The organism is Citrobacter sp. NCU1 (assembly GCF_010231475.1).
GTDB lineage: Bacteria > Pseudomonadota > Gammaproteobacteria > Enterobacterales > Enterobacteriaceae > Citrobacter_D.
Map to the genome: position 1 here is coordinate 1 of NZ_NRDO01000016.1, position 14,247 is coordinate 14,247.

Here is a 14,247-nt window from a genome sequence, read left to right on the forward strand (position 1 = left end):
GCGCGTAATCTGGAAGCGGATGCGCTGGAACAACTGGGCTATCAGGCCGAGTCCGGCCCGTGGCGTAATTTCTATCTGACCGGCGCACAGGAGCTGCGTGATGGCGTGGTGAAAGGCCCGACCCCGAACACCGCCAGCCCGGATACCGTACGCGCCATGAGTCCGGAAATGTTCTTTGATTATCTTGGTGTACATCTCAACGGTGAAAAAGCGGCGAATGCAAAAGCGGTTTTCAATGTTGATCTGGGTAACGACGGCGGCACCTACAAACTCGAACTTGAGAATGGTGTGTTGAACCATACTGCCAATGAGCAGTCCAGCCATGCCGATGCAACCATTACCCTCAATCGCGCCACGCTGAATAAAATTATCCTGAAAGAGGAAACGCTGAAACAGGCGCAGGATAACGGTAGCGTGACGATTACCGGTAATGCAGTGAAGTTTGACGAAATGCTGAGTTTTATGGATACGTTCGACTTCTGGTTTAATATCGTGACTCCCTGACTGATGCGCCCAAAACTGCTTTTGGCTGTTTTGGGCATCATCGTTTTTTGAAATCAGGACTATTCTAAGAATGGGATAAATACGCTTTTCTTCGATCTCTTTTCCCATCGTGCTTTTTCTGGCGAATAAAAACAGATAATGATAATAATTTCAGCGGGTAATCAATGAAAAAAATAACTCTGGTGTGTACCGGTTTACTCTTTTCTTCACTTTCCCATGCCAGTGCGTTGTATTTTTACGAAATTGGGACTGAAGATACGGCGCTGGCAGGGGCAGGACAGGCGGCCAGGGCACAAGATGCCTCGACCATTGTCACCAATCCGGCGGGCATGACCCGTTTACCTGATCATATGTTTACCGGGGGATTGCAGGTCATGGATGGTGATATTCCTTATCACCTCGATGATACCCGCAAAGAAAGTCCGGGTAATGTGATGAATATTTTTCCGGGGGCCAGTTCATTTTATTCTCAAAAAATTAACGACAGGCTCTACGCCGGAATTGGATTATACGGAAACTATGGGCTGGGAATTGATTTTGGCGATTGGGCGGGCGATCGTTTGATCAAAAAGAGCACCATGGTGGCAATGACGTTGAGTCCTTCCCTGGCCTATAAATTAAATGACAGACTGTCGATTGGCGCGTCTGCCAATGTGAACTATGGCTATTTGTCATTAACCCGTAATGTTAATGGTGATGATGAAAAAGAGAATGATCATGACTGGGCGATGAGCTATCGCCTCGGGTTATTGATGGATCTGACAGACAGTACGCGGGCGGGCATCACCTGGACCAGTAAAACCGATTATGACTTTAATATTGACGGTAAAGCCCGCTTCCCGAATTTGCCCAACGTTGAATACGATCTGCCTATTTCGGCACAGGTTCGGGCGCCGCAACAGATTATGTTGAGTCTGGTGCATGACATCAATAAGCAGTGGTCAGTGATGGGGGATCTTGGCTGGCAGGACTGGAGCCAGTTCGGTAGCCCGCAAGTGACGATTGCCGGGCGGGAGAGCAACCAGCAGAATCGCCTGAAAGACTCTTGGCATACGGCGTTAGGCGTGCAGTACCGCCCCACCGAACAGTGGCGGTTGAATGCCGGCGTTGCCTTTGATAGCACGGTCTATCACTCACAAAGCGATGTGGCGCTGTCATTACCGACCGGTGATGAATGGCGATTTGCCACTGGCGCGCAGTATCAAATTACCCCTGCGAGCAATGTAGGATTTGCGGTGTCGTACCTGCATATGCAGTCGTCAAAAGTGAAGTCACCAGAGGCGTTTTCCGGGAGTTATGACGATCCCTACCTCTGGTTTGCGAGTCTCAACTATAGCTATCAGTTCTGAGTGGCGAGAGGCGTAAGGCATTAGCGATGCGTTACGCCTTCATAAATGAGCCTCAGGGCGAAAACGCCAATAATGGCGCCGATAACGCGACTGGCGACGCGATTGACCCGCGCATAACCGCGACGAACCGCTGGCAGGGAAAAGGCCTGACTGAGGAAAATTCGCCAGATAACGGAAGAGAGCACAATGCCTGCCCAGGCCATCAGTCTGGCCCATGTCGGTGTCTCTGCGCTCAGCGTTACGGAGAAAATACTGATAAAAAACAGTACAGTTTGTGGGTTTGAGAGATCGGTAATCAGCCCACGGCGAAAAAACACATACCACGGAGCGGAAATCGGTTGCGAGAGCGTGGACATTTGCGGCGTCGGCTGGTGGCGCATACTGTTCCAGGCAAACCACAGCAGATAGGCCCCGCCGACGATTTTGATAATCGAAAATATCTCCTCGCATTGGGTAATCAACGTTGCCATGCCGAACAGCCCGAGACCGGAGTAAAACGCATCTCCCAATGCCACGCCCAGACCGGTCAATACGCCGGCCCGCCGACCGGATGCCAGACTGGTTTGCACTACCACAAATAGGTTCGCGCCGGGGTTAAAAAACGTTAACACGAACAGACTAACGGTGAGCACAACGGCGTGGAGGGGTTCCATAGACAACGCTTCCATATTATGGGTGATTTGATTTCATCTTATTGATAGCAAAAGTGTATGAATGAGAGAGGGATCACAACAAGTGAGCTCAATGGTGAGACGGTGGAACTGCGGCACAGCTCACAAGGTGCAAAAAAGTCAACACATCTGTTCGGTTTCAATAATAATAAATAAGACGCAAAAAAATGGCGTTGTTCAATGCGTAGATAAATAGATAATGATGGCTAATTAATGCTTATATTGATTGTGTTTTAAATTCAATGTGATAGATGCGGGCCCTCTTTGGTATCGTTCAGAAGAACTTATTGATGACAGCGGTTAAACAGGGATGCGGTTATTCTTTTTTTCTCTTTAATAATAGCGTGAACGTCTATGATTAATACCGTGGGTGAGTTTTATTGACTTTGTATTGGTAATCATTAAAGCACAAATTTAAGATGGTTTATCTGAACTTTAAAAGAATTGAAAATAGCGTGCGGTGGTGAGTTTATTCTGAATAGAGATGTAGTTTGATGACCTTCTTCGATGAAGCACAAGACGACATTTGTTTCAACATGTTATGAACATTTCTGATTCTGGCATTTTATCAGGCGAGCGGGCATCGCGGTGCATCCAGACTGGTGTCGGGGCAGATGACGTTGCTATTGTTAGCACGCAAAATCATTTTATTCTGCCTTCCACTATGGATTTTTTCTGCAACATGAACTACTTATTAACCATCCTTAAAGGGTGTTGTAACATGTATTTGTGATGATAGCGTAATAACAAAAATGGGAGTTTTATATGAAGACTGGATATAAAGTATTGATTGGTGCGTTGGCTTTAGTGGTTTCAAATGCGTATGCAGCAGAGTTAATGATGAAAGTTGATTTTGATAAAGTGGAATCACAGTACACCAAAATTGGCACTATTTCGACAAGCAACGAAATGTCTACTTCTGATGCGAAGGCAGATCTGCTGAAGAAAGCAGATGAAAAAGGTGCCGATGTTGTCGTACTCACCTCTGGCCAGACGGATAATAAAATCCATGGCACCGCTAATATTTATAAAAAGAAATAACGCGTCTCTCTGAACGATAAAACCCGTCAGTCTAACTGGCGGGTTATTCTTTTAATCGCCGCCAGAATGTTGTTCTGCTAATACCCAAATACCGCGCGGCTGCGGTTTTATCCCCGTTAAATTGTGCAAGAACCTGCTGAGCTGTGAGTGATGCAGGAGGAGAAACCTCTTCGCCTGCGGCGGTCAGTTCCGGCAACAGTTGCTGTAGAAAATGTGCATTGAGTGCCGGTTGTGGCTCAACGCTTAAAAAAAGCGCCAGGCGTTCCATCATGTTGCGTAATTCGCGAATATTTCCTGGCCAGCCATAACGCAGCAGAATCGCCTGGCTTTGCTGTAAACCTTCGCGTACCGATTCGCTAAACGGCGCCTCTAATGCCGCCAGCGACTGTTTTAAAAATCCTTCCGCCAGCGGCACTATGTCGGGTTGCCGCTCGCGAAGCGCGGGCAGCGTCAGGCGTAAAATGCTGAGACGATAAAACAGATCGGTACGAAATTGTCCCTGTTTGATCTGCTGTTCCAGATTGCAGTGAGTGGCGCTAATCACCCGTACATCCACCGGAATAGGCTGGTGCCCGCCAACGCGCGTCACCTCTTTTTCTTCCAGCACGCGCAAGAGTCGGGTCTGTAGCGGCAGGGGCATCTCGCCAATCTCATCCAGAAACAGCGTCCCGCCGTGGGCTATCTCAAACAGTCCGGCACGTCCACCGCGCCGTGAACCGGTAAATGCCCCCTCTTCGTAACCAAACAACTCCGCTTCGAGTAAGGATTCGGCAATCGCTCCGCAGTTGACGGCGACAAAAGGCGGGGAGCGCTTGCCGCTGCGACCGCCCTGACGGGTAAAATATTCGCGATGAATGGCCTGGGCTGCCAGCTCTTTTCCGGTCCCCGTTTCTCCCTGAATCAGAATAGGCGCACGGGAACGGGCATAGAGCATAATCGTGTGTCGAACCTGCTCCATTTGCAGTGAATGACCGCGCATATCGCCCAGCTCATAACGGGTGCGTAGCCCGTTTTCAGAGGCGTACGGACGGTGTTGTCGACGTGTCAGGCGGGTCATATCCAGCGCATCACTAAAAGCCTGACGCACGGTGGCGGCCGAATAAATAAAGATACCCGTCATGCCTGCTTCTTCTGCCAGATCGGTGATCAGCCCCGCGCCGACCACGGCTTCAGTGCCGTTTGCCTTCAGTTCATTAATTTGCCCGCGCGCGTCTTCTTCGGTGATATAGCTGCGTTGCTCCAGACGCAGCTTAAAGGTTTTTTGGAACGCCATCAGGGCAGGCAGCGTCTCCTGATAGGTCACCACGCCGATGGAAGAGGTCAGCTTGCCTGCTTTCGCCAGCGCCTGTAAGACGTCAAAACCGCTGGGTTTAATCAGGATCACGGGAATGGACAGGCGACTTTTCAAATACGCGCCGTTCGATCCCGCCGCGATAATCGCATCGCATCGCTCGCTGGCCAGCTTTTTGCGGATATAGGTCACGGCTTTCTCAAAGCCGAGCTGGATGGGGGTGATGGTCGCCTGGTGATCGAACTCGAGACTGATATCGCGAAATAGCTCGAATAGCCGTGTCACCGAAACCGTCCAGATCACCGGCTTGTCGTCATTGACCCGCGGTGGAAGGTGCGTATCCGTCATAGTCGCCCGAAAAAAATAATGGAACAGAGTATTGGGTGTAGTCTTGTTTCATAAATGTTGCAATGAAACAGCGGCATGCGTTTCATGAAACGTTAACTGGCACGCACTTTTTCACTTTGTATATCGAATAAATAGCTAATTTATTGATTTTAAACGAATGAAAATAAAGTGATTGTCCTCGTGCCAGCGTTGGCATAGCCCTTGCTTTATGAAAATCAACTAAGGCAACAAGTTGATAACAAAAGGACGGGATATGTCTCTACATTCTCCGGGGCAGGCGTTTCGCGCCGCGCTCACCAAAGAAAATCCATTGCAGATTGTTGGCACCATCAACGCGAATCACGCTCTTCTGGCCCAGCGCGCCGGGTATCAGGCGATTTATCTCTCTGGCGGCGGTGTGGCGGCCGGTTCACTGGGATTACCGGATCTGGGGATCTCCACGCTGGATGATGTACTGACCGACATTCGCCGTATCACCGACGTTTGCCCGTTGCCGCTGCTGGTGGATGCCGATATTGGTTTTGGTTCTTCGGCTTTCAGCGTTGCGCGTACGGTGAAATCGATTTCCAAAGCCGGTGCGGCTGCGCTGCATATTGAAGATCAGGTAGGTGCCAAGCGCTGCGGCCATCGCCCCAATAAAGCCATTGTCTCTAAAGAGGAGATGGTGGACAGGATTCGGGCGGCGGTCGATGCCCGCACCGATCCCAATTTTGTGATCATGGCGCGTACCGATGCGCTGGCGGTAGAAGGTCTGGAAGCGGCTATCGATCGTGCCCGTGCGTACGTTGAAGCCGGGGCTGACATGTTGTTCCCGGAAGCAATCACTGAGCTTTCAATGTATCGCCAGTTTGCCGACGCGGTACAGGTACCCATCCTCGCGAACATCACCGAGTTTGGCGCAACCCCGCTGTTCACCACCGATGAACTGCGCAGCGCCAACGTCGCTATGGCGCTCTATCCATTGTCAGCCTTTCGCGCAATGAACCGCGCCGCTGAGCGTGTTTATAACGTGCTGCGCCAGGAAGGAACGCAAAAGAACGTTATCGACATCATGCAGACGCGTAACGAACTGTACGAGAGCATCAACTATTACCAGTACGAAGAGAAACTCGACGCGCTGTTCGCCAAAAATAATTCGCAGGCCTGATAAAGCGCAGCCGCCATCTGGCACTGCCGGATGGCACTGCGTTATCCGGCCTACAAGATGAATTTGTACCTTACACATTAATAAAATGACGAGGACACTATGAGCGACACGACGATCCTGCAAAATAATACCCATGTCATTAAACCGAAAAAATCTGTCGCCCTTTCCGGGGTCGCGGCGGGAAATACCGCACTGTGCACCGTTGGCAAAAGTGGTAACGATTTGCACTATCGCGGCTACGATATTCTCGATCTGGCCCAGCATTGCGAATTTGAAGAAGTGGCGCATTTGCTTATTCACGGCAAGTTGCCGAACCGCGATGAACTTCAGGCGTATAAAATTAAATTAAAAGCGCTGCGCGGATTGCCTGCCAATGTGCGTACCGTGCTGGAAGCGCTGCCAGCGGCGTCTCACCCGATGGACGTGATGCGCACGGGCGTTTCCGCGTTGGGGTGTACGCTGCCGGAAAAAGAGGGGCACACCGTCTCCGGCGCTCGCGACATCGCAGACAAGCTACTGGCCTCGCTCAGTTCCATTCTTCTCTACTGGTATCACTACAGTCACAACGGCGAGCGTATCCAGCCGGAAACGGATGATGACTCTGTCGGCGGACACTTTCTGCATCTGCTGCACGGTGAAAAACCGTCGAAAAGCTGGGAAAAGGCAATGCACATCTCGCTGGTGCTGTATGCCGAACATGAATTTAACGCTTCCACCTTTACCAGTCGTGTGATTGCAGGGACGGGCTCCGACGTCTATTCGGCGATTATCGGCGCGATTGGCGCGCTGCGCGGCCCGAAACACGGCGGCGCGAATGAAGTGTCGCTGGAAATTCAACAGCGCTATGAAACGCCGGACGAAGCCGAGGCCGACATCCGTCAACGCGTGGAAAACAAAGAGGTAGTAATTGGTTTCGGGCATCCGGTCTATACCATCGCCGATCCGCGTCATCAGGTGATCAAGAAAGTGGCGAAGCAGCTTTCTCAGGAGGGCGGGTCGCTGAAGATGTACAACATCGCCGACCGTCTGGAAGAGGTAATGTGGGAAACGAAAAAGATGTTCCCGAATCTCGACTGGTTCTCGGCGGTCTCCTACAACATGATGGGCGTCCCGACGGAAATGTTTACACCGTTGTTTGTGATTGCCCGCGTCACCGGCTGGGCGGCGCACATCATCGAACAACGCCAGGATAATAAAATTATCCGTCCTTCCGCCAATTACACCGGCCCGGAAGATCGCCTCTTTGTTCCACTGGATGAACGCCAGTAATACACAACCTAATACCTTAGATAACAAGAAGCAGGAAACGTACCCTATGTCCGCACAAATCATGAATGTTCGCCCGGAATTTGACCGTGAAATCGTTGATATCGTTGATTACGTGATGAATTACGAGATCACGTCGACAGTGGCGTATGACACCGCGCATTACTGTCTGCTCGACACATTAGGCTGTGGTCTGGAAGCGCTGGAATATCCGGCTTGTAAAAAACTGCTGGGGCCGGTTGTGCCAGGCACAGTGGTGCCAAACGGTGTACGCGTGCCGGGCACTCAGTTTCAGCTTGATCCAGTACAGGCCGCTTTTAACATCGGCGCGATGATCCGCTGGCTCGACTTTAACGATACCTGGCTGGCGGCGGAGTGGGGTCATCCTTCCGATAACCTCGGCGGTATTCTGGCAACGGCAGACTGGCTTTCGCGTAACGCGGTCGCTGCTGGAAAAGCGCCGTTGACCATGAAGCAAGTGCTGACCGGTATGATCAAAGCCCATGAAATTCAGGGGTGTATTGCGCTGGAGAACTCCTTCAACCGCGTCGGGCTGGATCACGTGCTGTTGGTGAAAGTGGCTTCTACCGCAGTGGTTGCTGAGATGCTGGGACTGACCCGCGACGAGATCCTCAATGCGGTGTCATTGGCGTGGGTTGACGGTCAATCGCTGCGCACCTATCGTCATGCGCCGAACACCGGCACGCGTAAATCGTGGGCGGCAGGGGATGCGACTTCTCGCGCGGTACGTCTGGCGCTGATGGCGAAAACCGGCGAGATGGGGTATCCGTCCGCACTGACGGCAAAAACCTGGGGTTTTTATGATGTCTCCTTCAATGGCGAGTCATTCCGCTTCCAGCGTCCGTACGGCTCTTATGTGATGGAGAACGTGCTGTTTAAGATCTCCTTCCCGGCGGAATTCCACTCGCAGACCGCAGTTGAGGCAGCAATGACCCTCTATGCGCAAATGCAGGCGGCAGGTAAAACCGCGGCGGATATCGAGAAGGTGACCATCCGCACACATGAAGCCTGTATTCGTATTATCGACAAAAAAGGGCCGTTGAATAACCCGGCTGACCGTGATCACTGTATACAGTACATGGTCGCTATCCCGCTGCTGTTCGGACGCTTAACGGCGGCAGATTATGAAGACAGCGTGGCGCAGGACAAACGCATCGACGCCCTGCGCGAGAAGATCAACTGCTTTGAAGATCCGGCCTTTACTACCGACTATCACGATCCGCAAAAACGCGCTATCGCCAACGCCATCACCCTTGAATTTACCGACGGCTCGCGCTTTGAAGAGGTGGTGGTGGAGTACCCAATCGGCCATGCGCGTCGTCGTAAAGACGGTATTCCGAAACTGGTCGATAAATTCAAAATCAACCTGGCGCGTCAGTTCCCGGCCCGTCAGCAGCAGCGCATTCTGGAGGTCTCCCTGGACAGAACTCGCCTGGAGCAGATGCCCGTTAATGAGTATGTCGATCTGTACGTGATCTAACACGCGCGGTAAGGCGTAAGTTCAACAGGAGAGCATTATGTCTTTTAGCGAGTTTTATCAACGTTCTATCGAGCAACCTGAAACATTCTGGGCCGAACAGGCCCAGCGTATTGACTGGCAGCAGCCTTTTACGCAGGTGCTGGATCACAGCAACCCACCGTTTGCCCGCTGGTTTTGCGGTGGTACGACGAACCTGTGCCACAACGCCATTGATCGTTGGGTGGGGAAGCAACCCAACGCGCTGGCGCTGATTGCGATTTCATCAGAAACCGAAGAAGAGCGTACATACACCTTCAGCCAGCTGTATGACGAAGTGAATGTGGTGGCGTCAATGCTACAGTCGCTTGGTGTACAGCGCGGCGATCGGGTGCTGGTCTATATGCCGATGATTGCCGAAGCGCACATTACGTTGCTGGCCTGCGCGCGTATTGGCGCGATTCACTCCGTAGTCTTCGGCGGCTTTGCTTCGCACAGCGTGGCGGCGCGAATCGATGATGCCAAACCGGCGCTGATTGTCTCGGCGGATGCCGGGGCGCGGGGCGGTAAAATCCTGCCGTATAAAAAGCTGCTGGATGAGGCTATCGCGCAGGCGCAGCATCAGCCGCGCCATGTGCTGTTGGTGGATCGCGGGCTGGCGAAAATGGCGCGTGTTGCGGGGCGCGATCTTGATTTTGCGACACTTCGTCAGCAGCATCTCGGCGCGAAGGTGCCTGTCGCCTGGCTGGAATCCAACGAAACCTCCTGCATTCTGTATACCTCGGGAACCACCGGAAAACCGAAAGGCGTGCAGCGTGACGTTGGGGGATATGCGGTGGCGCTGGCGACCACGATGGACACCATTTTTGGCGGTAAAGCGGGCGGCGTCTTCTTTTGCGCGTCGGATATCGGCTGGGTCGTCGGGCACTCCTACATTGTCTATGCGCCATTGCTGGCGGGGATGGCGACCATTGTTTACGAGGGGTTGCCAACGTATCCGGACTGCGGCGTGTGGTGGAAAATTGTCGAGAAATATCAGGTCAGCCGGATGTTCTCTGCACCGACCGCCATTCGTGTGCTGAAGAAATTCCCGACCGCGCAAATTCGTCATCACGATCTCTCCTCGCTGGAAGTGCTCTATCTGGCGGGCGAACCTCTGGACGAACCTACCGCCAGTTGGGTGACCGAAACGCTGGGTGTGCCGGTTGTCGACAATTACTGGCAGACCGAGTCGGGCTGGCCGATTATGGCGCTTGCCCGTGGACTGGATGACAGACCATCGCGGCTCGGCAGTCCTGGTGTACCGATGTATGGCTACAACGTACAACTGCTCAACGAGATGACCGGCGAACCCTGTCAGGCGAATGAAAAGGGAATGCTGGTCATTGAGGGACCGCTGCCGCCGGGATGTATTCAGACCATCTGGGGTGACGACAAACGTTTTGTGGACACCTACTGGTCGCTGTTCTCCCGCCCGGTATATGCCACCTTTGACTGGGGTATCCGCGATGCCGACGGTTATTACTTTATCCTCGGGCGAACAGATGATGTGATTAATGTCGCCGGACACCGTCTGGGAACCCGCGAAATCGAGGAGAGTATCTCCAGTTACCCGAACGTGGCGGAAGTGGCGGTGGTGGGGGTGAAAGATGCGCTGAAAGGGCAAGTGGCGGTGGCGTTTGTGATCCCGAAACTGAGCGACAGTCTGGAAGACCGCGATGTGGCGCACAGCGAAGAGAAAGCGATCATGGCGCTGGTGGACAGTCAGATCGGCAATTTTGGTCGCCCGGCGCACGTCTGGTTTGTGTCTCAGTTGCCGAAGACGCGATCCGGGAAGATGCTCAGACGTACGATCCAGGCCATTTGCGAAGGGCGCGATCCGGGCGATCTGACCACCATCGACGATCCTGCGTCGTTAGAACAGATCCGCCAGGCCATTGAGGAGTAGCTCTGGTGCCCGGTGGCGCTTCGCTTACCGGGCCTACAGACCCTCCGGCAATACGTTAACCCCAGCTCACCCGGTAATGATAACGCCCGGCGCTGAGCTGGAATTCCGGCGAGACGGAAGGACTCCAGGAGTCATCGCCGCCGACGCCCATATGAAAGCCGTCAATATTGAGCCAGGTGCCCGCCTCCGGTTGCAGTAGATGGCGGTGGCTGGTCTCCATCAGTTGCTGCTGGCTGTAGCGGCTGATATTGAAATGGAAGTCGCCACGCCAGATATGCGCACCGTACTTCAGTTCACGTGTAGCGCAACGCAGACCGTTCTCACTGGGGAACACATACGGCGTATACATCTCATCAAGCGACAGATCCCAGCGATCGAAACAGGCGGAGGAAAGGCGATCCGGGTAGTTCTCATGGGGGCCGAGACCTAACCAGTTCACCCGTTCTGCCACCTGCGCCAGCTGGCAGCTCAGGCCGATTCGCGCCGGATGCGGCGTACCGCTGGCGACCTCAACATCCACGGTTATCTGCATTTCACCATTGCCGTCTATGCGATACGTTTTACGGCTGATAAACAGCGTTTCGCCCTGGAACTGCCAGGCATGGGCAGTGGCGATCAGTACCGTGTCGGCAAGTTTGTCGGCATCGCATTGCAGCAGTACCGCCTGCATCTGATAATGTCCGGCGGCTTTCCAGCGCTCGACCCAGGCATTGGGATCAATACGGGTCGCCTCGCTGACGCCAATATCGTTATCCAGCGGCGCGCGAGTGAACTGGTCGATAAGCGGGGTCAGCAACTGGGCTTCATCGCCAATCCAGTACTGTGTCAGTACGCCCTGCTGGCGGCAGAATTCCCAGCGTTTATCGTTCACCGTAATGCTGAAGGCTGTTTCGCTGGCAGTGAGTTGCGAAGCGTTGTTGGCGCGCGGAGGCCGTTGCGTGCAGAGTTTCTCGTTAAGTTTCCACTGCTGCCAGGCGCTGATATGTCCGGCCGGCGACCAGGCAGTTGCCTGCGGTTGTTCGACATGTACTGTTAACCACAGTTGACCTGCCGTTTTGGGTGCCGGAATCTCTGGCAGAGCGATGACCTGGCGACCCTGTGGGGCGATATCCAGCACCACCTCTCCGGCAGCCAGCGGGTTGCCGTCCTGGGCAATCGACCAGTGCAGAATCTCGTTATCGCTGCGGCGGAACAGATATTCGCTGGTCACTTCTATCTTGCATTCTGCGCCTGGTAGTCGCGAAAACTGAAAAAACTGCTGTGCGTGTTTCGCTTCATACAGGGCAGGATGCGGCGTGCGATCGGCAAAGACCAGGCCATTCATACAGAACTGGCGATCGTTGGGCGTGTCGCCAAAGTCGCCGCCGTAGGCTGACCATGCCTTGCCGCTCTCATCATATTTAATCAGCGACTGATCCACCCAGTCCCAGACAAACCCACCCTGCAGGCGCGGATATTGACGGAACGCTTGCCAGTATTTGGCGAAGCCGCCAAAACTGTTGCCCATGGCGTGGGCGTATTCGCAGAGGATCAGCGGACGCTGCTCGCCGGGCATCGACAGCCACTTTTTAATCGACCATTTCGGCACTGCCGGAAACGGCTGATCCTGATCGACGCGGGCATACATCGGGCAGACGATGTCGGTTGCGGCGGTATCCGCGCCGCCGCCTTCGTACTGCACCGGGCGGGACGGATCCTCGGATTTCAGCCAACGGTACAGCGCGTCATGGTTAGCGCCGTGACCGGATTCATTGCCCAGCGACCAGATGATAATGCTCGGATGGTTGCGATCGCGTTGCACCATGCGCGTGACGCGCTGGCTCATGGCAGGCAGCCATATGGGATCGTCGGTGAGGCGATTCATCGGCACCATGCCGTGGGTTTCAATGTTGGCTTCGTCGACCACATACAAGCCGTAGCGATCGCACAGGGTGTACCACAACGGATGATTCGGGTAATGGGAGCAGCGTACAGCGTTAAAGTTGTTCTGCTTCATCAGCAGAATATCCTGCACCATCGTCGCTTCGTCCATCACCTGACCGTTGACCGGATGGTGCTCATGACGGTTGGTGCCGCGAATCAACAGCGGTTTGCCGTTCAGCAACAACAGACCATTCTCAATACAGACCTGACGGAAGCCGACGTCACAGGCTTCGGCTTCAATCAGCGTGCCGTCAGCGGTATGCAGTTGCACGACGGCGCGGTACAGATTTGGCGTTTCTGCGCTCCACAGCGCCGGGCGCTCGACGTGGATGCAAAGCGTCGTACGGTCTGCATATGCGCCGCGCTCATCAATGATATCGCTGCCAAGCGGGGCGGTTGTTTCTCCGACGCAGACGTCCTTATTCCACAACTGCACCGTCACGCGTAAAGGGTCATGCAGTTCACCGGCGACCCGGACTTCCGTCTCCAGCACAGCACGGCTGAAATCATCGTTAAAACGGGTGTTGATACGCAGGTCGCGGATTTGCGTGTCCGGTTTGTGCAGCAACGAGACATCGCGGAAGATACCGCTCATCCGCCACATATCCTGATCTTCCAGATAGCTGCCGTCGCTCCAGCGCAGCACCATCACTGCCAGGCGGTTCTCACCGGTGACCAGAAAATCGCTGAGGTCAAATTCGGACGGCAGACGGCTGTCCTGGCCGTAGCCCACCCAGCGACCGTTGCACCACAGATAGAAAGCGGAATTCACGCCATCAAAGAGGATTCGCGTCTGCCCATCGCGCAATTCAGCATCGCTAACAGTGAATGTGAGCGAATAACACCCTGTAGCATTTTCATGAGGAACATACGGCGGATTCACCGGGATCGGATACGTCACGTTGGTATAAATGGGCGCATCATAGCCGTCCATCTGCCAGTTTGAAGGCACGGCTATCGTATCGGCATTGTTGAGATCGCTCAGTCGCCAGCTTTCCGGCACCGCTTCCGGTGACGCGAACCAGTTAAATTTCCACGCGCCGTTCAGGCTGCGAATGCGCGATGAAGGGCGATTATCGCGTGCATCCGTGGCGTCGTGCCAACTGGCAAAAGGAGGATGCGCCTCCAGACGGTTACGCTGTGTAACGCCGGGGTTTTCCCAGTCGCGTCTGGCCAGTACGGCGGCGAGTGAATCTGTGTTCAGGTTCATAACGGTATCCTGCTTGAATTTGTTATTCGCTCACAATTTCAATCAAAATAAGAAGAATGAATTCCCACTGTA

At 53.6% G+C, this 14,247-nt stretch carries 10 protein-coding genes; 7 read left to right on the forward strand and 3 right to left on the reverse strand.

Annotation, left to right across the window (positions count from 1 at the left end; translation table 11 throughout):
- A partial coding sequence (locus CJP72_RS06610) for an alkyl sulfatase C-terminal domain-containing protein (protein ID WP_193568620.1) occupies positions 1–504 on the forward strand: 504 nt, incomplete at its 5' end.
- 164 nt (positions 505–668) lie between these two features.
- Positions 669–1,853, forward strand: coding sequence for an OmpP1/FadL family transporter (locus CJP72_RS06615; RefSeq protein ID WP_162380087.1), 1,185 nt, complete (start codon positions 669–671; stop codon positions 1,851–1,853).
- Between the two features lie 20 nt (positions 1,854–1,873).
- Here CJP72_RS06615 and CJP72_RS06620 read toward each other — a convergent pair whose 3' ends face one another.
- Entirely contained in the window at positions 1,874–2,506 is a 633-nt protein-coding gene (locus CJP72_RS06620; protein ID WP_162380088.1) for a LysE family transporter, read from the reverse strand.
- A 783-nt stretch (positions 2,507–3,289) separates the two neighbouring features.
- On the opposite strand from CJP72_RS06620, the gene yahO reads away from it, so the two are divergent.
- Positions 3,290–3,565 carry a DUF1471 family periplasmic protein YahO gene (gene yahO, locus CJP72_RS06625; protein WP_162380089.1) on the forward strand — a complete coding sequence of 92 codons (276 nt, stop codon included), beginning with the start codon at positions 3,290–3,292 and terminating at the stop codon, positions 3,563–3,565.
- Between the two features lie 43 nt (positions 3,566–3,608).
- Here yahO and prpR read toward each other — a convergent pair whose 3' ends face one another.
- Positions 3,609–5,204, reverse strand: a complete 1,596-nt coding sequence (gene prpR / locus CJP72_RS06630) for a propionate catabolism operon regulatory protein PrpR (RefSeq protein ID WP_162380090.1) — start codon at positions 5,202–5,204, stop codon at positions 3,609–3,611.
- Positions 5,205–5,457: 253 nt separating this feature from the next.
- Between prpR and prpB the strand changes: the two genes are divergently transcribed.
- The 4 genes from prpB to prpE all read left to right on the forward strand — a co-directional run bounded on the left by prpB (position 5,458) and on the right by prpE (position 11,042).
- Positions 5,458–6,351: a methylisocitrate lyase gene (prpB, locus tag CJP72_RS06635; protein ID WP_162380091.1), complete on the forward strand. Its 894-nt coding sequence runs from the start codon at positions 5,458–5,460 to the stop codon at positions 6,349–6,351.
- Between the two features lie 99 nt (positions 6,352–6,450).
- Positions 6,451–7,620, forward strand: coding sequence for a bifunctional 2-methylcitrate synthase/citrate synthase (gene prpC / locus CJP72_RS06640; RefSeq protein ID WP_162380092.1), 1,170 nt, complete (start codon positions 6,451–6,453; stop codon positions 7,618–7,620).
- A 46-nt stretch (positions 7,621–7,666) separates the two neighbouring features.
- Positions 7,667–9,118 (forward strand): bifunctional 2-methylcitrate dehydratase/aconitate hydratase, encoded by a 1,452-nt coding sequence (locus CJP72_RS06645; RefSeq protein ID WP_162380093.1) that lies wholly within the window; start codon positions 7,667–7,669, stop codon positions 9,116–9,118.
- 37 nt (positions 9,119–9,155) lie between these two features.
- The gene (gene prpE, locus CJP72_RS06650) at positions 9,156–11,042 is read left to right on the forward strand and encodes a propionate--CoA ligase (protein ID WP_162380094.1); all 1,887 of its coding nucleotides are present in this window, start codon (positions 9,156–9,158) and stop codon (positions 11,040–11,042) included.
- Between the two features lie 55 nt (positions 11,043–11,097).
- Here prpE and CJP72_RS06655 read toward each other — a convergent pair whose 3' ends face one another.
- On the reverse strand, positions 11,098–14,175 hold the full coding sequence (locus CJP72_RS06655) for a beta-galactosidase (protein WP_162380095.1): 3,078 nt from the start codon (positions 14,173–14,175) through the stop codon (positions 11,098–11,100).
- Positions 14,176–14,247 lie beyond the last annotated feature (72 nt).

What these genes read in the sequence shown, in the direction of transcription:
- CJP72_RS06615 (WP_162380087.1), top strand. Translation starts at nt 669, where the DNA reads ATGAAAAAAATAACTCTGGTGTGTACCGGTTTACTCTTTTCTTCACTT.
- CJP72_RS06620 (WP_162380088.1), bottom strand. Translation starts at nt 2,506, where the DNA reads ATGGAACCCCTCCACGCCGTTGTGCTCACCGTTAGTCTGTTCGTGTTA.
- yahO (WP_162380089.1), top strand. Translation starts at nt 3,290, where the DNA reads ATGAAGACTGGATATAAAGTATTGATTGGTGCGTTGGCTTTAGTGGTT.
- prpR (WP_162380090.1), bottom strand. Translation starts at nt 5,204, where the DNA reads ATGACGGATACGCACCTTCCACCGCGGGTCAATGACGACAAGCCGGTG.
- prpB (WP_162380091.1), top strand. Translation starts at nt 5,458, where the DNA reads ATGTCTCTACATTCTCCGGGGCAGGCGTTTCGCGCCGCGCTCACCAAA.
- prpC (WP_162380092.1), top strand. Translation starts at nt 6,451, where the DNA reads ATGAGCGACACGACGATCCTGCAAAATAATACCCATGTCATTAAACCG.
- CJP72_RS06645 (WP_162380093.1), top strand. Translation starts at nt 7,667, where the DNA reads ATGTCCGCACAAATCATGAATGTTCGCCCGGAATTTGACCGTGAAATC.
- prpE (WP_162380094.1), top strand. Translation starts at nt 9,156, where the DNA reads ATGTCTTTTAGCGAGTTTTATCAACGTTCTATCGAGCAACCTGAAACA.
- CJP72_RS06655 (WP_162380095.1), bottom strand. Translation starts at nt 14,175, where the DNA reads ATGAACCTGAACACAGATTCACTCGCCGCCGTACTGGCCAGACGCGAC.